This is a genomic window from Streptomyces iakyrus, from assembly GCF_000717055.1.
GTDB classification, from domain to species: domain Bacteria; phylum Actinomycetota; class Actinomycetes; order Streptomycetales; family Streptomycetaceae; genus Streptomyces; species Streptomyces iakyrus.
This window is the reverse complement of the sequence record NZ_JNXI01000037.1, coordinates 56,670-75,347: the sequence shown is the minus strand read 5'-3', so window position 1 is coordinate 75,347 and position 18,678 is coordinate 56,670. Positions and strand designations below refer to the sequence as shown.

At 71.6% G+C, this 18,678-nt stretch carries 13 protein-coding genes and 1 pseudogene; 13 read left to right on the top strand and 1 reads right to left on the bottom strand.

What is annotated here, in order from left to right; genetic code table 11:
• Nucleotides 1-13: 13 nt before the first annotated feature.
• Entirely contained in the window at nucleotides 14-550 is a 537-nt protein-coding gene (locus OO68_RS38920; protein ID WP_033314199.1) for an HNH endonuclease, read from the bottom strand.
• 312 nt (nucleotides 551-862) lie between these two features.
• On the opposite strand from OO68_RS38920, the gene OO68_RS38915 reads away from it, so the two are divergent.
• The 13 genes and pseudogenes from OO68_RS38915 to OO68_RS38855 all read left to right on the top strand — a co-directional run bounded on the left by OO68_RS38915 (nucleotide 863) and on the right by OO68_RS38855 (nucleotide 18,651).
• Nucleotides 863-1,972 carry a mechanosensitive ion channel family protein gene (locus tag OO68_RS38915; protein WP_078625762.1) on the top strand — a complete coding sequence of 370 codons (1,110 nt, stop codon included), beginning with the start codon at nucleotides 863-865 and terminating at the stop codon, nucleotides 1,970-1,972.
• A 226-nt stretch (nucleotides 1,973-2,198) separates the two neighbouring features.
• Nucleotides 2,199-3,410 carry an ROK family transcriptional regulator gene (locus tag OO68_RS38910; protein WP_033314198.1) on the top strand — a complete coding sequence of 404 codons (1,212 nt, stop codon included), beginning with the start codon at nucleotides 2,199-2,201 and terminating at the stop codon, nucleotides 3,408-3,410.
• A gap of 62 nt (nucleotides 3,411-3,472) precedes the next feature.
• Entirely contained in the window at nucleotides 3,473-4,810 is a 1,338-nt protein-coding gene (locus OO68_RS38905) for an ABC transporter substrate-binding protein (RefSeq protein ID WP_033314197.1), read from the top strand.
• Between the two features lie 12 nt (nucleotides 4,811-4,822).
• Nucleotides 4,823-5,767, top strand: a complete 945-nt coding sequence (locus tag OO68_RS38900; RefSeq protein ID WP_033314253.1) for a carbohydrate ABC transporter permease — start codon at nucleotides 4,823-4,825, stop codon at nucleotides 5,765-5,767.
• On the top strand, nucleotides 5,764-6,657 hold the full coding sequence (locus OO68_RS38895; RefSeq protein ID WP_033314196.1) for a carbohydrate ABC transporter permease: 894 nt from the start codon (nucleotides 5,764-5,766) through the stop codon (nucleotides 6,655-6,657). Before OO68_RS38900 ends, OO68_RS38895 begins: the two co-directional genes overlap by 4 nt.
• 89 nt (nucleotides 6,658-6,746) lie before the next feature.
• Nucleotides 6,747-8,012, top strand: a complete 1,266-nt coding sequence (locus OO68_RS38890; RefSeq protein WP_033314195.1) for a 6-phospho-beta-glucosidase — start codon at nucleotides 6,747-6,749, stop codon at nucleotides 8,010-8,012.
• A pseudogene (locus OO68_RS44945) lies at nucleotides 8,003-8,938 on the top strand (N-acetylglucosamine kinase); the annotation flags it as partial. The gene OO68_RS38890 and the pseudogene OO68_RS44945, both read left to right, overlap by 10 nt.
• A 364-nt stretch (nucleotides 8,939-9,302) precedes the next feature.
• A complete protein-coding gene (locus OO68_RS38880; RefSeq protein ID WP_033314193.1) occupies nucleotides 9,303-10,754 on the top strand; it encodes a GlnX family signal transduction membrane protein in 1,452 nt (483 codons plus the stop codon).
• Between the two features lie 68 nt (nucleotides 10,755-10,822).
• Entirely contained in the window at nucleotides 10,823-11,803 is a 981-nt protein-coding gene (locus OO68_RS38875; protein WP_051814985.1) for a glutamate ABC transporter substrate-binding protein, read from the top strand.
• Nucleotides 11,804-11,871: 68 nt separating this feature from the next.
• Nucleotides 11,872-13,221 carry a coiled-coil domain-containing protein gene (locus OO68_RS38870; RefSeq protein ID WP_033314191.1) on the top strand — a complete coding sequence of 450 codons (1,350 nt, stop codon included), beginning with the start codon at nucleotides 11,872-11,874 and terminating at the stop codon, nucleotides 13,219-13,221.
• Nucleotides 13,222-13,238: 17 nt separating this feature from the next.
• On the top strand, nucleotides 13,239-15,785 hold the full coding sequence (locus tag OO68_RS38865) for a serine/threonine-protein kinase (protein ID WP_033314252.1): 2,547 nt from the start codon (nucleotides 13,239-13,241) through the stop codon (nucleotides 15,783-15,785).
• Between the two features lie 3 nt (nucleotides 15,786-15,788).
• Nucleotides 15,789-17,204, top strand: a complete 1,416-nt coding sequence (locus OO68_RS38860; protein WP_106974531.1) for a PP2C family protein-serine/threonine phosphatase — start codon at nucleotides 15,789-15,791, stop codon at nucleotides 17,202-17,204.
• 100 nt (nucleotides 17,205-17,304) lie between these two features.
• Nucleotides 17,305-18,651 carry a vWA domain-containing protein gene (locus tag OO68_RS38855; protein ID WP_033314189.1) on the top strand — a complete coding sequence of 449 codons (1,347 nt, stop codon included), beginning with the start codon at nucleotides 17,305-17,307 and terminating at the stop codon, nucleotides 18,649-18,651.
• Nucleotides 18,652-18,678 lie beyond the last annotated feature (27 nt).

Here is an 18,678-nt window from a genome sequence, read left to right as displayed (position 1 = left end):
AAGGCCCGGATCGTCAGGCGGAAATGCCGTCGATCCGGGCCATGGCGTCCTCCGCGCCGTACGGCTGCAAGTACGGCAGCCAGCGCGGATCCCTGTGGCCGGTCCCGATGATGCGCCAGGCCAGGCCGGACGGCGGGGCGGGTTTGTGGCGCAGCCGCCAGCCGATCTCGAAGAGGTGCCGGTCGGCCTTCACGTGGTTGCAGCGACGGCAGGACGCCACCACGTTGTCCCAGACGTGCTTGCCCCCGCGGCTGCGCGGGATGACGTGGTCGACGCTGGTTGCGACGCCACCGCAGTACATGCACCGGCCCCCGTCGCGGGCGAACAGCGCCCGGCGGGTCAGAGGAACGGGCCCCCGATAGGGAACCCGGACGAATCGCTTGAGCCGGACCACGCTGGGTGCGGGGACTGTGACGGTCGCGCTGTGCAGATAGGCGCCGGACTCCTCGAGGCATACGGCCTTGTTCTCGAGGACGAGGACGAGCGCGCGGCGGAGCGGTACGACACCTAGTGGCTCGTACGACGCGTTGAGGACCAGGACATGCGGCACGGATGCCTCCTTGGACGCCGGCGGCGCGTGGCTCGCGCCGGGACGATTCGTAGCCAGTCTCCCCTCATGCCTGGTGGAAGCGCCACCATGTCCCCGTAACGGGCTGGGAGTGTTTTCGACCACATCTGATTCATCCCCCGGACCATGGCCTGTTCAAGCCCAGGTGAGCACGGTCTCTCCTTCACACATCCTGCCGAAGCACACACAATGCCCCGTTAGTGTGGTGGTTCTGCCCCTTCGGTGACCCAGCCGTGACCTTGACCCCGCGAACCACCGCACCGGGGCAGACCGCTGCACCTGGAGGTACCTGCCGTGTCCTTGTCCCCTGCGGACGCCGTCCTGCTCGCCGCCGGTCCGTCGCCGTCGCCGACCCCCTCGGACTCGCAGACTCCGAGAGTGCCCTCGCTCCAGGACGCCCAGGAGAGCGCGACGAACGCCGCCGGCTGGGTCGAGCAGAACTGGTCGACGTGGCTCGCGATCGGCCTCAGGGTCCTGCTCATCGTGGTGATAGCCGCGGTGCTGAGGGTTTTCGTGCGCCGGGCGATCACCAAGCTGATCGACCGCATGAACCGGACCGTGCAGTCCGTGGACGGCAGCGCGCTGGGCGGGCTGCTGGTCAACGTCGAACGCCGCCGGCAGCGCTCGCAGGCCATCGGCTCCGTACTGCGCTCGGTGGCGTCGTTCCTGATCATCGGCACCGCCGCGCTGATGATCCTGGGCACCTTCCAGATCAACCTCGCCCCGCTGCTGGCCTCGGCCGGTGTCGCCGGTGTGGCGATCGGTTTCGGCGCCCGCAACCTCGTCACGGACTTCCTGTCCGGCGTCTTCATGATCCTGGAGGACCAGTACGGCGTCGGCGACACGGTCGACGCGGGCGTCGCCTCCGGCGAGGTGATCGAGGTGGGCCTGCGCGTGACCAAGCTGCGCGGCGAGGGCGGCGAGATCTGGTACGTCCGCAACGGCGAGGTCAAGCGCATCGGCAACCTCTCGCAGGGCTGGGCGACGGCCAACGTCGACGTCACGGTCCACTCCGGCGAGGACCTGGACCGGGTGAAGGCGACCCTGGACGAGGTCGCCGAGAAGATGGGCGCCGAGGAGCCCTGGAACGAGCTGCTGTGGGGCCCGATCGAGGTCCTCGGCCTGGACAGCGTGCTGCTGGACTCCATGGTCGTGCGCGTCACGGCCAAGACGATGCCCGGCAAGTCCCTGACCGTGGAGCGCGAGCTGCGCTGGCGCATCAAGCGGGCCTTCGACGCGGCGGGCATCCGGATCGTCGGCGGCGCCACGGCCCCGGTGGAGGAGCAGCCCGCCGACCCGACGGCGGGGATGGCCGCCCCGTCGGTGTACGCGAACGCGACGTCCCCGCAGTCGGCGGCGGCGTCCCCGCTCGCACCGCCCGCGCCGACGAGCACCACGAAGTAGCGGCACCGCCTCACGCACAGGGCGGCATCCGGTTCTCCGGGTGCCGCCCTCTGGCATGTCCGGATGACGACAGGGCGTCCCCTATTGACGGCCGTGCGGCACCGGGCTTACCTTCCTCCCCACCGGTAGGAAACTTTCCTAACAGTGATCCGGGAACGGCCGTCCGATGGACTTCCCCGCCTGATCACTGAGAAGCTGAACAGCCGAAGGGCAGGTGTGGACACGCATGGCAGGAACCGCCGGCACGCCGGGCACCCCGCGCGTCCTGCGCGCCATGAACGACCGGGCCGCCCTGGACCTGCTGCTGGAGCACGGACCGCTGTCCCGCACCCGGATCGGCAAGCTCACCGGCCTGTCCAAGCCGACCGCCTCCCAGCTGCTGTCCCGGCTGGAGGCGGCGGGTCTCGTCCTGGCCACCGGCACCACCGAAGGCCGACCGGGCCCGAGTGCCCAGCTCTACGAGGTCAATCCGGCGGCCGGCCACGCCGCCGGGCTCGACGTCACCCCCCAGCGGATCCTCGCCGCGGTCGCCGACATCACCGGCCGCACGGTCGGCCGCTTCGAACTGCCCACCCCCGGCAGGCGCACCGGCACCCCGGTCGTCCAGCAGGTCACCGACGCCCTCGACGGAGCCCTGAAGGCGGCCGGTCTCGCCCGGGACGACGTCCACCGCCTCGTCATCGGCACCCCCGGCGCCTTCGACCCCACCACCGGACGGCTGCGCTACGCCTCCCACCTCCCCGGCTGGCACTCCCCCACCCTGCTGGAGGAGCTCGCCGCCGCCCTGCCGATGCCGTTCGAGTACGAGAACGACGTCAACCTGGTCGCGCTCGCCGAGCAGCGCCTCGGGGCGGCCCGGGGCCACGCGGATTTCGTGCTGCTGTGGAACGAGGAGGGCCTGGGCGCCGCCCTGGTGCTCGGCGGCCGGCTGCACCGCGGCTGGACCGGCGGCGCCGGCGAGGTCGGCTTCCTGCCGGTGCCGGGCACCCCTCTGGTCCGCCAGGTCACCAAGGCCAACAGCGGCGGCTACCAGGAGCTGGCCGGCTCCCAGGCCGTCCCGCGCCTGGCCCGCGAACTCGGCATCGAGGACATCCCGCAGGGCCCGTACGCCGAGGCCGCCGCCCGGTTGCTGGCCCGGGCGGCACAGGCCGACGACGACGCCCACCGGCACCTCCTGCGGACCTACGCGACCCGGCTGGCCACCGGTCTGGCCTCCCTGGTCTCGGTCCTCGACCCCGAGCTCGTCGTGCTGAGCGGCGCGTCCCTCACCTCGGGCGGCGAGCCGCTGCGCGCCCTCGTGCAGGCCGAGCTGGAAGAGCTGGCCGCGTCCCGCCCGCGCCTGGTCGTGGGCGACGTCCGTGAACACCCCGTGCTGCGCGGCGCGCTGGAGAGCGCGCTCGCGACGACACGCGACGAGGTCTTCGACACCTCCCGCTGACCCCACCCCCCTCCCGCCTTTCCCTTCCTCTCCTCTTCCCCCGTGTCTCAGGGAGCCCAGCCATGCCCGGAATCTCCAGAAAAGCCGCCATCGCTCTCACCGCCTCCGCCTCCATCGCCCTCCTCGCCACGTCCTGCACCGGCCGGCCGCAGGCCGGCGCGAGCGACGACGCCTCCAAGGAGACGACCGTCACCTTCTGGCACGCCTGGAGCGCGCCGTCGGAGGTGAAGGCCGTCAAGGACCTGGTCACCGGATTCGAGAAGGCGCACCCCAACATCCACGTCGACGTCGTCGGCAACATGACGGACGACAAGATGAACCAGGCCCTGCGCGCCGGCGGCGCCAAGGCCCCGGACGTGATCTCGTCGTTCACCACGAACAGCGTCGGCAAGTTCTGCTCCTCGGGCGCCCTGGTGGATCTCAACCCCTTCTTCGAGAAGTCGGGCATCGACCCTCGGAAGACCTTCCCGAAGGCCATGAACGAGTACACCCAGTTCGAGGGCAACCGCTGCGCGGTCCCCCTCCTCGGTGACGCCTACGGCCTCTACTACAACAAGACGGCGTTCAAGAAGGCGGGCATCACCGCCCCGCCGAAGACCTGGTCCGCATTCGAGCGGGTCGCCCAGAAGCTGACGATCCCCCAGGGCGACACGTACAAGCAGCTCGGCTTCATGCCGAACTACCACGGCTGGGAGACCACCACCGAGCACTACCTCGGCCAGTTCTCCCCCACGTACTTCGACAAGGACGGCAAGTCGAACGTCGCCAAGGACCCGGCCTTCGAGGCCGCTTTCACGCTGCAGAAGAAGCTGGTCGACGCACTCGGCGGCTACCGCAAGCTGGAGACCTACCGCTCCGGCCTGGGCGACGAGTGGGGCCCCAGGCACCCCTTCCACACCGGCCAGGTCGCCATGCAGCTCGACGGCGAGTGGCGTCTGGGCATGGCCCTGGACGCCAAGCCGAAGTTCGACATCGGTGTGGCCCCGCTGCCCGTCCCCGACGATCAGGCCGACCAGTACGGCAAGGGCTACATCACCGGCACCATCGCCGGTATCGCCGCGACCAGCAAGAAGCAGAACGCGGCCTGGGAGCTGGTGAAGTACATGACCACGAACACGGACGCGGTGGTGAACTTCTCCAACGCCATCCACAACGTGCCCTCGACGCTGGCGGCCCTGAAGTCCCCGAAGCTGACGTACGACCCGCGCTTCAAGACGTTCCTGGAGATCGCCGCCAACCCGGACTCCACCACGGCCCCGGCCTCCGTCAACGGCGGCGTCTACCTCACCACGATCCAGCAGTTCGGCTACGACTACGAAAGCGGCAAGGCGACCGATCTCAAGGCCGGTCTGAAGAAGACGGCGGCACAGATCGACACGGACATCGCGCAGGCGAAGTAGGTGACGGGCACCATGAGCACCTACACGCTGCGGGCGAAACACCGCCGCTCGGCCCTGCGCACCCTCGCCTTCCTCTCCCCCTGGCTGATCGGCTTCACGGTCTTCTTCGCCTACCCCCTGGTCTCCACCGTCTACTTCTCCTTCATGCGGTACGACGGCTTCAGGCCACCGGTGTGGAGCGGCGCGAAGAACTGGACGTACGTCTTCGAGCACTACCCCCTGTTCTGGCCCGCCCTGCGCAACACCCTGTGGCTGGTCGCCATCATGGTCACGCTCCGGGTCGCCTTCGGCCTGGGCGTGGGCCTGCTGATCACCAAGATCAAGACGGCCACGGGCGTCTTCCGCACCCTCTTCTACCTGCCGTACCTGGCCCCGCCCGTGGCGGCCACCATGGCCTTCGCCTTCCTCCTCAACCCCGGCACGGGCCCGGTCAACTCCCTCCTGGAGAAGACCGGGCTGCCGGCCCCGGGCTGGTTCAACGACCCGGCCTGGTCGAAGCCGGCCCTGACCCTCCTGGCCCTGTGGGGCATCGGCGACCTGATGGTCATCTTCATGGCCGCCCTGCTCGACGTGCCCAAGGAGCAGTACGAGGCGGCGGAACTGGACGGCGCGACGGCCTGGCAGCGCTTCCGCTACGTGACGCTCCCGAACATCTCGCCGATCGTCATGTTCGCGGTAGTCACCGGCGTGATCCAGACCATGCAGTACTACACGCAGCCCCTGATCGCCGGGAAGGTCGCCTCGGGTGTGATCCAGGGCGCGGGCACGCTGTTCGAGCCCGGCTACCCCGACAAGTCCACCCTCACCCTCCCCCAACTCGTCTACAACCTGGGCTTCCAGCGTTTCGACTACGGCTCGGCCTGTGTGGTCGCCCTGGTCCTCTTCGCCCTCTCCATGGCCTTCACGGCACTCCTGATGCGCCGCAAGGGCGGACTGATCCAGGCAGGTGAACGATGACGCAGGTACTCGCCAAGCCCCTGGAGCTGAAGGCGCCGCCTTCCCCCGCCAAACGCACGGCCCACCGAAGGGCGTTGCTGGAATGGATCGCGATCCACTCCCTGGGCATCGCGGCCGCCCTCTTCTTCACCCTCCCCTTCGTCTTCGTCTTCCTCACCTCCCTCATGAGCGACAGCCAGGCGCTCAGCCGCGACCTGATCCCGCACACCTGGGAGTGGGACAACTACCGGAGGGTCTTCGACACCCCGGGCTTCCTCACCTGGTGGCGGAACACCCTGCTCTACGCGTTCCTGGGCACGGCGCTCACGGTGATCTCCTCGATCCCGGTGGCCTACGCCCTGGCCAAGTTCCGCTTCCGCGGCCGCAATCTGGCCCTGATGCTGGTCATCTCGATGATGATGCTGCCGCCGCAGGTGATCATCATCCCGATGTACCTGTTCTGGGCGAAGCAGCTGGACCTGTCCGGCTCGCTCTGGCCGCTGATCATCCCCATGGCGTTCGGCGACGCGTTCTCCATCTTCCTGCTGCGCCAGTTCCTGACGACGATCCCCGACGAGTACGTGGACGCCGCCAAGGTGGACGGCTGCGGCGACCTGCGCACCCTGCTGAAGGTCGTCCTCCCGATGGCCAAACCGGGCATCGCCGCCGTCGCCCTCTTCCAGTTCTTCTACGCCTGGAACGACTACTTCGGCCCCCAGATCTACGCCTCGGAGAACCCGGGCGCCTGGACGCTCTCCTACGGCCTGGAGTCGTTCAAGGGCGCACACCACACCGACTGGAACCTCACCATGGCCGCCACGGTGCTGGTCATGGCCCCCGTGATCCTCGTGTTCTTCTTCGCCCAGAAGGCGTTCGTCGAGGGCGTCACGCTCACCGGAGTAAAGGGTTAGACGTACATGCAGCATCTCCCCGGGGGCCAACCCCCGGACCCCCGGCCGATGATCGTCGTCCCGGGCGCCTGGAAGCGAGGGACCCCTCAGTGAAACTCACCGTGGTCGGCGGAGGCTCGACCTACACCCCCGAACTCGTGGACGGCTTCGCCCGCTTGAGGGACACCCTGCCCATCGAGGAACTGGTCCTGATGGACCCCGCCCAGGACCGCCTGGAACTGGTGGGCGGCCTGGCCCGCCGCATCTTCACCCGCCAGGACCACACGGGCCGCATCACCACGACGGACAACCTCGACGAGGCGGTCGACGGCGCGGACGCGGTGCTCCTCCAACTCCGCGTCGGCGGCCAGGCGGCCCGTCAGCAGGACGAGACCTGGCCCCTCGAATGCGGCTGCGTGGGCCAGGAGACCACGGGCGCCGGCGGCCTGGCGAAGGCCCTGCGCACGGTCCCGGTCGTCCTGGACATCGCGGACCGCGTCCGCCGCACCAACCCCCACGCCTGGATCATCGACTTCACCAACCCGGTCGGCATCGTGACCCGCGCCCTGCTCCGGGCGGGCCACAAGGCGGTGGGCCTGTGCAACGTGGCGATCGGCCTGCAGCGCAAGTTCGCTGCGCTGCTGTCGGTCGCGCCCTGCGAGATCCACCTGGACCACGTGGGCCTCAACCACCTGACCTGGGAGACGGCGGTACGCCTGGGCGGCCCGGAGGGCGAGGACGTCCTGCCGCAGCTGCTCGGCGAACACGGCGACCGGATCGCGGCCGACCTCCGCCTGCCCCGCCCCCTGCTCGACACCCTGGGCGTGGTCCCCTCCTACTACCTGCGCTACTACTACGCGCACGACGAAGTCGTACGGGAGCTGCGGACCAAGCCGTCCCGGGCGGCCGAAGTGGCGGCCATGGAACGCGAGTTGCTGGCCCTGTACGCCGACCCGGCGCTGGACGAGAAGCCGGAGCTGCTGGCCGGGCGGGGCGGTGCCTTCTACTCGGAGGCGGCGGTGGACCTGGCCGCGGCCCTGCTGGGCGGCGGCGGCACGCCGTACCAGGTGGTGAACACGTACAACCGGGGCACGCTCCCCTTCCTGCCCGACGACGCGGTGATCGAGGTCCAGGCGGCCGTGGGCGCCAAGGGCGCAACCCCCCTCCCCGTACACCCGGTCGACCCCCTCTACGCGGGCCTGATGGCCGACGTCACCGCCTACGAGCACCTGGCCCTCGAAGCCGCCCTGAACGGCGGCAGGGACCGCGTCTTCCGCGCCCTCCTCTCCCACCCCCTCATCGGCCAGTACGCGTACGCCGAGACGCTCACCGACCGGCTGATCGCACACAACCGGGAGCACCTCGCGTGGGCCTGACCGTCCTCGCCATCGACGCGGGCAACAGCAAGACCGATGTCGCCATCGTGACGGCGGACGGAGAGGTCCTGGCCACGGCACGCGGGGGCGGCTTCCGTCCGCCGGCCGTGGGCGTGGACAGGGCGATGGACGACCTGGCCGAGACGGTGACACGGGCCCTCACCACCGCCGGGCTCACCTCGGTCACCCACGTCTCGGCGTGCCTGGCGAACGCCGACTTCCCCGTCGAGGAGGAGCAACTGGCCACGGCGCTGCACGCCCGCTCATGGGGCACGACGGTGACCGTCCGCAACGACACCTTCGCGATCCTGCGGGCCGGTGTCACCGAACCTCGGGGCGTGGCGGTCGTCTGCGGCGCGGGCATCAACTGCGTGGGGATGCGCCCCGACGGCCGCACCGCCCGCTTCCCGGCCCTCGGCCGGGTCTCGGGCGACTGGGGCGGTGGCTGGGGCCTGTCCGAGGAGGCCCTCTGGCACGCCTCCCGGGCGGAGGACGGCCGCGGCGCCCCCACCGCCCTCGCCCGCACCCTCCCCGCCCACTTCGGCCTGCCCACCGTGTACGCCCTGATCGAGGCCCTGCACCTGGAGGACATCCCGCCCCTCCGGCGCCACGAGCTGACCCCGGTCCTCTTCACGACGGCCTCCGGCGGTGACCCGGTCGCCCGGGCGGTCGTGGAACGCCAGGCCGAGGAGGTGGTCGCCATGGCCGTCGTCGCCCTGACCCGCCTGGACCTCCTGTCCGAGGAGACCCCGGTCCTCCTGGGCGGCGGCGTCCTGGCGGCCCGTCATCCCCAATTGAACGACCACATCACCCACTTGCTCACGGAGCGCGCTCCCAAGGCGGTCCCCCAGGTGGTGACGGCGAGCCCGGTGCTGGGGGCGGCGCTGCTGGGCCTGGACAGAGTGGGCACGCGCGAGGGAGCACACGCATGCCCGCAGGCGGCGCGGACCCGCACCCGCGTACGGCGAGCAGGGGACGTGTCGGGGGGTGTCCGCCCGCAGCGGTTGGCGCGTCAACGCCAGTCAGTCGGTATGGGGGCCCATCGCGCCGTTCCGAGGACGGACACCCCCCGGCGCGGCCCCGGCCCAACCACCCGGCGGAAGGCGAAGGCGCGCCCCCACCCACGGGAACCGAACCACCTCCCCGCACGTGTTCCTGAGCAAGGGGTGGTGCAAGGGGGCGCGAGGCACGCTCCACGCTGCGATCCGATCAAGATCAGGGCAAGGCCGGTGCGGATGTCAGTCCCGGCAGCGATACTTGCGGCGACGGATGACCATGGGGGAGGTCACAGTGACGTACACGCCGAAGAGCAGCCCGCCACCACCAGGCCCGGGCCTGCCCGTCCTGCCGGCGGTCCCGGCCCAGGCGGCACCCCCGGCCCGGCCCCCCGAGAACACCCCGGTGCCCTCTGCGCCCCCGGCCGCGCCCCGCCGCACCGCCTTCGCCGAAGGCCTCGACCAGCTCCGTGCCGCCGCCACCACCGAACCCGGCCGCCTGCGCATCATCGGCGCCCTCCTCGCCCTCCTGGTCATCGCCTTCGGCGCCGTCACCGCCTGGCAGATGACCGACCGCGCGGCCGCCGCCGACGACGTCCTCACCCGCAGCCAGCCCCTCAGTTCGGACGCCGCCGACATCTACCGCTCGCTCGCGGACGCCAACACCGCCGCCTCCAGCGGCTTCCTCGCCGGCGGCCAGGAGTCGGCCGCCACCCGCGACCGCTACGAGCGGGACATCCGCACGGCCGCCGAGAAGCTCGTCAACGCCGCCGCCAACGCCGAACCGGGCTCCCCGTCCACGGCGACGATCGCCGAACTCAACAGACTCCTCCCGGAGTACAAGGGCCTGGTGGAGCGCGCCCGCACGTACAACCGCCAGGGATTCCCCGTCGGCGGCGCCTACCTGCGCTACGCCAACGAAAAGATGCAGAAGGAGATGCTCCCGGCGGCGGAGGACCTCTACAAGAAGGAGAACCAGCGCCTCAGCTCGGACTACGCGAGCGCCACTCCCTACCCCTGGGCCGCCATCGCCCTCGGCGTCGCCGCCCTGGCCGCCCTGGCATGGGCCCAGCACCGCAACTACCAGCGCACGAACAGGGTCCTGAACCACGGCCTGGTCGCCGCCACGGCCACGGCCACGGTCGTCCTCCTCTGGCTGGTCGTCGGCCACACCATCGCCCGCGCGAGCCTGGACGACTCCTACGACCACGGCGTCCGCTCCCTGAACGTCCTGCACGACGCGCGCATCGCCTCCCTCAAGGCCCGGGGCAACGAGAACCTGACCCTGGTGGCCCGCGGCGCCGAGACGAAGAAGATCGGCGAAGACACCTACGACGCCTACGACTACGACTTCGGCAGGGACATCAAGGCCCTGGCCGCACACCTGGCGGCAGCGGAGAAGCTCGCCGACGACACCTCGGGCGAGCGCCCCGTCACCGCCGCCGTGGGCAACATGACGGAGTGGAAGAAGCGCCACACCGCGGCCCGCGAGCAGGACGAGAACGGCAACTACCAGCAGGCGCTGGACAGGGTCATCGGCACCAAGGGCGCGACGGGCGAGTGCTTCGACAGCGTCGACGAGAACCTGCGCACGGCACTGGCGCACGAGGAGACGGAGTTCAAGCGCGCGGCCGGCGACGGCCTCGACGCGCTGACGGGCATGCCGGCCGGCGCGGCCGTCCTGGCGGTGCTGGGCGCCGCCGGCTCGGTCCTGGGCATCGGCCGCAGGCTCTCGGAGTACCGGTGAACGGGCCGGGGGCGAAGGGAGGAACGACCGTGCGAGACGCGCTCAGGGGCTGGGGCGGAGTGACCGCGATGGCAGTCGTGTGCGCCCTGGTGGCGCTGGTGGCCCTCTGCCTGCCGCTCACCACGGACACGACGTCCGCCCAGAACACCACCGCGACCACCCAGACCGCCCGGACGGCGGCGGAAGAGGACTGCGAGGCCCCCGAGAAGCAGACCCTCTCCCCCTCCTCCGCCGACGGCGACACCATCCGGGCGATCAAGAACCGCGAGGGCGAGAAGCGCAAACTGATCGTCGGCGTCGACCAGAACAGCTACCGCTGGGGCTACCGCAACCCCAACAGCGGCAAGACCGCCGAGCTCGAAGGCTTCGACATCGACCTGGTCCACCGCATCGCCGAGGACATACTCGGTGACCCGGACGCCGTGCAGTTCAAGGCGATCCCCACCGACCAGCGCATCCCGGCCATCAAGGACGGCCGCGTGGACATGGTCGTCCGCACGATGACGATCAACTGCGACCGCATCGCCGACGTCGCCTTCTCCGCGCCCTACTTCAAGACGGGCCAGCAGGTCCTGGCCCCGAAGTCCTCCCCCGTCAAGGGCTACGACGACACGCTCGCCGGCCGCAGGATCTGCACGGCGGCGGGCTCCACCGCGTACTCCACGCTGGAGGCGGACAAGAAGGACGGCGGCCTCCCGGCCAGTACCGACATCTCCACCACCGTGCCGAACCAACTCGACTGCCTGGTGCGGCTCCAGCTCGGCGAGGTCGACGCCGTGGTCACCGACGGCGCGCTCGCGGCGAGCCAGGCGGCACAGGATCCGACGGTCCAGCTCAAGGGTGACGCCTTCACTGCCGAGTACTACGGCGTGGCGATGAAGAAGGACGCGGACGATCTGGTACGCCGGGTCAACCAGATCCTGGTGGACTACCGCAAGGACACGGGGAACGGCTGGCAGGCGTCGTACGACCAATGGCTGTCGGCCACACTGGGCAAGGATGCGAAGAAGTCGGAACCACCGGCACCGCAGTACCTCCGCACGAGCTGACGTCCGGCACCCGACCGGACAACGGCGAAGAACCCCCCGACGGGCACAACAGCAGCGAGAGGTGATCGATGGGCGTCACGGGACCCACCGGGCCGGTGATGGACCGGGACGAGGTGGACCGTGCGCTGGCGCGGCTCGGCGCGGAGCACGAGGCGATCGAGACCTCGCTCCTCGCCCTGCAGGACCACGCGGGCCGCAGACTCCTGGAGGGGGCCGAGCTCACCGGCGTCACCCAGGAGCGCTGGACGGCCACGGAGGCGTCGATCACGCTGCTGTGGACGTACTTCGACGCGTACACCGACGCGCTGCGCTCCGCCCGCGACATCCGCTCCCGCCGCCGCTGGTCCAGCCGCGAGGACCTGGTGGAGCTGACGGAACTGCTGAACGGCGACTCGGTCACCGTCGCCGGCAGCGCCACGGCGACGGCCAACGCCCCCACCCTGCACGGCAGTCCGACGAAACTCAGCGAGCGCTACTCGCTGACCACCCTCGTCGACCGGATGAACGAGCTGTACGCGACGAGCCTGGACATGGTGGTCGCGGCGGACGCGGTCTGGTCGGCGCTGCCGGCCCGGATCGACCTGCTCGCGGCGGAACTCCAGCGAACCCGGCGGCTGGCGCACTCGGTCGGCGTCCGCCCCGGCGAGCACCCCGCGGGCGACGACCTGGAGCGCATCACGCGGATACTGACGAAGCTGCGCGAGCAGGTCGTCTCGGACCCGCTGGCGTTCTGGGTGGCCGCGGAGGGCAGTTCGGCGCCGGGCGGCGGCCGGCCGGACACGACGGTGTACGACCGCGAGGCGCGTGCCCTGGACGACGTGCGCCGTGAGATCGACGCCGTACTGACCGTCCGGCAGGACGCCGAGAAGCGGATCGTGAAGCTGCGGGACCTCCTCAGCCGCGCGGACCGCACGCTGGCCGAGGCGCGCACGGCACGCGGCGAGGTGCTGGCGAAGATCGCGGCGACGGAGGTGCCGGTCGTCAGCGGCCCGCCGACGGTGCTCCAGGAGCAGCTGGCGGCGGCCGCGGAGTACCGCAGGCAGGCGCAGTGGCACCGGCTGTCCCCGCTGCTGGAGTCGCTGGAGCAGAAGGCCGAGGACGAACTGCTCCGTGCCCGCGAGTCGTTGACCGCGGTCACCGCCCCACTGGCGGTCCGCGCCGAGCTGCGCGGCCGGCTGGACGCGTACAAGGCGAAGGTCGCCCGGCACGGCCTCGCCGAGGACACGCTGCTGGTGGAGCGGTACGAGAAGGCGCGCCGCATGCTGTGGAGCGCCCCGTGCGACCTGCGCGCCGCCGAGCAGGCGGTGCTGCGGTACCAGCACGCGGCCGCAGAGCTGCTGGGCGGCCCGCGGGTGCCGGGGCAAGGCGTGCCGGGGCAGAGCGTGCCGGAGGACGACCGGAGGGGGCCGGGCGCATGAGCGACGAGGGGGAGTCCATGAGTCAGGCACCGCAGGAGCCGCCCGGCGCGCCGCCGCGCACCTGTCAGCGCCCCGCCTGCGAGGGCACGTACGAGGACGTGGGCGGCGGCGAGCTGTACTGCGACACCTGTGGTCTGGCCCCGGTCGTCGCCGCGAACGGCGAGGTCGGTTCGCCTCCCACCGGCATCACCGCCGGCGGCAGGGGCGGCTCCCGAGGGTCGGCCGGCAGCGGCAGTTCCCGCTCCAGCGGCCGCAGTTCGCGGACGTCGTCGCAGTCGTCGAAGTCGCGCCGCTCGGTGTCGGGGCGCCTGTCGCGGTCCCTGTCGGGCAAGTCGACGGGCCGCTCGGTGTCGGTGCGCAGCTCCGGTTCGACCGCGGGTTCCGGGTCGCGGGGCCGGCTGGGCGCGGGTCTGGTGCAGGTGCCGCCGATCCCGCGGCCCGACCCGCGCGAGATGGTCCTGGACAACCCCGAGGTGCCCGAGCGGAAGCGGTTCTGCTCGCGCTCCGACTGCGGCGCCCCGGTGGGCCGGGCGCGCGGCGACCGGCCGGGCCGTACGGAGGGTTTCTGCACGAAGTGCGGCCATCCGTACTCGTTCGTGCCGAAGCTGAGGGCCGGGGACGTGGTGCACGGCCAGTACGAGGTGGTCGGCTGCCTGGCGCACGGCGGGCTGGGCTGGATCTACCTCGCCGTCGACCGGGCGGTCTCGGACCGCTGGGTGGTTCTCAAGGGCCTGCTGGACACGGGCGACCAGGACGCGATGGCGGCGGCGATCTCCGAGCGGCGCTTCCTCGCGGAGATCGAGCACGCCAACATCGTGCGGATCTACAACTTCGTGGAGCACCTGGACCAGCGCACGGGTTCGCTCGACGGCTACATCGTCATGGAGTACGTCGGCGGCAAGTCCCTGAAGGAGATCGCCAACGCCCGCCGCACCGCCCAGGGCAGGCGCGACCCGCTGCCGGTGGAGCAGGCCTGCGCGTACGGCATCGAGGCGCTGGAGGCGCTCGGGCACCTGCACAGCCGGAACCTGCTGTACTGCGACTTCAAGGTCGACAACGCGATCCAGACCGAGGACCAGCTGAAGCTGATCGACATGGGCGCGGTGCGCAGGATGGACGACGAGGAGTCGGCCATCTACGGCACGGTCGGCTACCAGGCCCCCGAGGTGGCCGAGGCGGGCCCGTCGGTGGCGAGCGACCTGTACACGGTCGCGCGCACCCTCGCCGTCCTGACCTTCGACTTCCAGGGCTACACGAACGTCTACGCCGACTCCCTGCCCGACCCGGACCACATCGAGGTGTTCCGGCAGTACGAGTCGTTCTACCGGCTCCTGGTCCGTGCCACGGACCCCGACCCGGCCCGCCGGTTCGCCTCCGCGCAGGAGATGACCGAGCAGCTGACGGGTGTGCTGCGGGAGGTCGTCTCCCTCCAGACGGGCCGCGCCCGCCCGGCCCTGTCCACGCTGTTCGGCCCGGAACTACGGGTGACGGACACGGAGTTGTTCCCGAGGCTGGACGGCGAGGTGTCCCGCCTGGGGGCCCGGGTGGTGCGGGCCCGGGCTCGTGCCGGCGCTCCCGCCGTCTTGCCCGACCCGCAGCGGCCCGGGCCGGCGCACAGCCTCGTCAAGGCCGTGGACACCGCCTCCGCCGCGTTCGCCCTGCCCGTTCCGCGTGTCGACCCGACCGACCCCAACGCCGGTTTCCTGGCGGGGCTGATGACCTCGGCGCCCGCGGAACTGCTCGGCGCCCTGGCCGCCGCTCCGGCCCCGTCGATCGAGACCCGGCTGCGGCAGATCCGAGCCTGGCTGGAGACCGGCGATCCGGCCGCCGCACTGCAGGCGCTGGTCGCGCTGGAGGGCGAGCGGCCCGACGACTGGCGGGTGGTCTGGTACCGGGGCGTGGCCGCGCTGGTCACGGGCGACGACGAGGGCGCCGCGCTGGCTTTCGACGCGATCTACGACGCCTTCCCGGGTGAGATCGCGCCCAAGCTGGCGCTGGGCCTGTGCGCCGAAGTGCTGGGCCAGCTCGACAACGCCGCCGAGTACTACCGGCTGGTGTGGTCGGCCGACCCGAGCTATGTGAGCGCCGCGTTCGGCCTGGCCCGCGTCCAGCTGGCGACCGGGGACCGGCACGGCGCCGTACGGACGCTGGAGTCGGTCCCGGAGTCCTCCATCCACTACACGGCCGCCCGGGTGGCGGCCGTGCGGGCGCGACTGCGGCAGCGCACGGCGAGCGCCAACGACGCGGCCTTCCTGGGGGACCTCACGGCGGCCGCCGCGCAGGTCGAGGCGCTGGAGGCGTACGGTCTGGATCCGGCGCGGCGGGAACAGTTGTCGGCCGAAGTCCTCGGTTGCGCGCTGGACTGGGTACTCTCCGGGGGCCAGGGTTCCGCCCCTCCCGCCGCCGGGGGACGGACGCTGCTCGGCAGCGGCCTGGACGAGCGGGGCCTGCGTTTCGGCCTGGAACGCTCGTACCGCACGCTGGCCCGGCTGGCGCGGGGCGGCGAGGAGAGGATCGACCTGGTGGAACGTGCCAATCGTTACCGCCCCCGGACGTGGGTGTAGTTGATGTCGCAGATGCCCCAGTTGTCCGCCTGCCCGAGTTGCGAGGAACCCCTCGAATCGGGTGACCGTTTCTGCGGCGCGTGCGGATACGACCTGTCCGCCGTGCCGGAGCGGCCGCAGGACAACCCGACCATCACCATGAACGGCTCGGTGCCCGGCCAGGGTGCTCCGGCCGGCGGGTATCCCGAGCCCCCGGCGGCGCCCCCCGGCGGCGCGGCCTGGCCCGCCCCCGGGCCGGACGGCACGGGAGCCCCGGAGGCGGTGCACCTGCCGACGGACCTGCCGGGCACGGACTCGGGCGGCTCGGCCCTGCCGCCTCAGCCGCCCCCGCCACCGAGTGCCCCGCCGGCCGCGGCCGCGGGCGTGCGGTTCGACCGGCCGCGGCAGCCCGACGGGGCCGCGGTGTCGCCGGAGATCTATCAGACACAGCCCGACGAGTACCTCCTCCAGGCGCCGGACCCACGGGTGTCCGCCGAGCCGGCGGCCCAGGCCGCGGGCGCCGGCGGCAAGGTCTGCGTCGCCTGCCGGGCCGGCCGCGTGGACGACGACGGCTACTGCGAGAACTGCGGCCACGCCCAGCCGCGCGAACGGGACCACATGGAGCAGGAGTCCGGCCCCCTGGCCGCGGTCAGCGACCGCGGTCTGCGCCACCACCGCAACGAGGACGCGTTCGCCATCGGCACCACCACGCTGCCCGACGGCTCCCCCGCCTCCGTCGCGATCGTCTGCGACGGCGTCTCCTCGGCGACCCGCCCCGACGACGCCTCAGCGGCGGCGTCGAAGGCGGCGGGCGAGACGCTGCTGGCGGCCCTGCCGCGCGGCACCCACCCGCAGCAGGCGATGCACGACGCGATCCTGGCCGCCTCGCGCGCGGTCAACTCGCTCGCCGCGGAGCCCGCCACGGCCCTGGAGCAGGCCCCCCACCAGAACGCGCCCGCCTGCACCATCGTCGGCGCCGTGGTGACGTCGGGGCTGCTGATCGTCGGCTGGGTCGGCGACAGCCGCGCCTACTGGGTCCCGGTCGACCGGAGCGCTCCCCCGGCCCGGCTCACCGAGGACGACTCCTGGGCCGCGCAGATGGTCGCCGCGGGCCTGATGAACGAGGCCGAGGCCTACGCCGACGAGCGCGCCCACGCGATCACCGGCTGGCTCGGCGCGGACGCCTACGAACTGGAACCGCACACCGCCGCGTTCAAGCCGGACCGGCCCGGCGTGGTCGTCGTCTGCACCGACGGCCTGTGGAACTACGCGGAGGCGGCCGAGGAGATGGCCCGCGTCGTCCCGCTCGACGCGGCCACGCATCCGCTGCACAGCGCCCGGGTGCTCGTCGGCCACGCCCTGGACGGCGGGGGCCACGACAACGTAACAGTGGCGCTCGTGCCGTTCCCGGCCGTGCCCCAGGGGGCAGGATCGGCCTGAGGCCACGTACGCCGGACGCCTCGGCGGACCGGAGGGGACCGGTCCGCCTACCGTCATCACCCCGCCGCGGCGGGGGCTTTGGAGGGGGATCGAAGCAGGCATGGCCAATTTCTCGAAGTCGAACGTGCCCCAGTTCTCGGTGGACGTGTACCAGAACGAGTACCTGCCGGAGGGCGCCGGCGAGGTCAACGCCATCGTCACGGTGACGGCGACCGGCGGCGGCACGATCGGCAGCGCGGTCGCGGCGCCCCACCTCTACTCGCCCGGCCAGGGCCCGTCCGCGGCCGTGGCGATCATGGTCGACTGCTCCGGGTCGATGGACTACCCGCCGACCAAGATGCGCAACGCTCGCGACGCCACGGCCGCGGCGATCGACACCCTGCGCGACGGCGTGCACTTCGCGGTGATCGGCGGGACCCACGTGGCGAAGGAGATCTACCCGGGCGGCGGGCGCGTCGCGGTCGCCGACGCCACCACCCGCGAGCAGGCCAAGCATGCGCTGCGCTCGCTCAGCGCGGGCGGCGGCACGGCCATCGGCACCTGGCTGAAACTGGCCGACCGCCTGCTGTCCTCCGCTGACGTCGCGATCCGGCACGGCATCCTGCTCACCGACGGCCGCAACGAGCACGAATCGCCCCAGGACCTGAAGGCCGCGCTCGACGCGTGCGCCGGGCGCTTCACGTGTGACGCGCGCGGCGTGGGCACGGACTGGGAAGTGAAAGAAGTCACAGGGATCGCCTCCGCCCTGCTCGGCACCGCCGACATCGTCGCCGATCCGGCCGCGCTCGCCGCCGACTTCACGCGGATGATGGAGACGGCGATGGGCAAGGAGGTCGCGGACGTCTCGCTGCGGCTGTGGACCCCGGTCGACACGACCGTGAAGTTCGTCAAGCAGGTCGCGCCGACGGTCGAGGACCTGACCGGCCGGCGCACCGAGGCGGGCCCGCGCGCCGGCGACTACCCCCTCGGTTCCTGGGGAGATGAGTCCCGTGACTACCACGTCTGCGTCGAGGTCCCGGTCGCGGGCATCGGGCGGGAGATGCTGGCGGGCCGGATCTCCCTGGTCATTCCGCAGCCCGACGGCAGCGTCCAGAACCTCGGCGCGCAGGGTCTGGTGCGGGCCGTGTGGACGGACGACATGGTCGCCTCGACGTCGATCAATCCTCAGGTCGCCCACTACACCGGGCAGGCCGAACTGGCACAAGTCATCCAACAAGGGCTGGATCTTCGTAAGTCAGGCGATATGGACGGAGCAACGGCCAAACTGGGCCGGGCCGTTCAGCTCGCGAGTGCCTCCGGGAACGCGGATACTGCGAAACTGCTTGCGAAGGTGGTGGACGTGGTCGATGCCGCGACCGGTACTGTGCGACTGAAGGCGAAGGTCGCGGAGGCTGACGAGATGACGCTCGAAACCCGGTCCACCAAGACTGTTCGCGTGAAGAAGTGACCTGGAAGAGATCGAAGGAGGGACGCG

Coding starts and splice junctions, on each gene's coding strand:
- OO68_RS38860 (WP_106974531.1), top strand. CDS start 15,789: ATGTCGCAGATGCCCCAGTTGTCCGCCTGCCCGAGTTGCGAGGAACCC.
- OO68_RS38900 (WP_033314253.1), top strand. CDS start 4,823: ATGAGCACCTACACGCTGCGGGCGAAACACCGCCGCTCGGCCCTGCGC.
- OO68_RS38870 (WP_033314191.1), top strand. CDS start 11,872: ATGGGCGTCACGGGACCCACCGGGCCGGTGATGGACCGGGACGAGGTG.
- OO68_RS38910 (WP_033314198.1), top strand. CDS start 2,199: ATGGCAGGAACCGCCGGCACGCCGGGCACCCCGCGCGTCCTGCGCGCC.
- OO68_RS38895 (WP_033314196.1), top strand. CDS start 5,764: ATGACGCAGGTACTCGCCAAGCCCCTGGAGCTGAAGGCGCCGCCTTCC.
- OO68_RS38855 (WP_033314189.1), top strand. CDS start 17,305: ATGGCCAATTTCTCGAAGTCGAACGTGCCCCAGTTCTCGGTGGACGTG.
- OO68_RS38865 (WP_033314252.1), top strand. CDS start 13,239: ATGAGTCAGGCACCGCAGGAGCCGCCCGGCGCGCCGCCGCGCACCTGT.
- OO68_RS38875 (WP_051814985.1), top strand. CDS start 10,823: ATGGCAGTCGTGTGCGCCCTGGTGGCGCTGGTGGCCCTCTGCCTGCCG.
- OO68_RS38905 (WP_033314197.1), top strand. CDS start 3,473: ATGCCCGGAATCTCCAGAAAAGCCGCCATCGCTCTCACCGCCTCCGCC.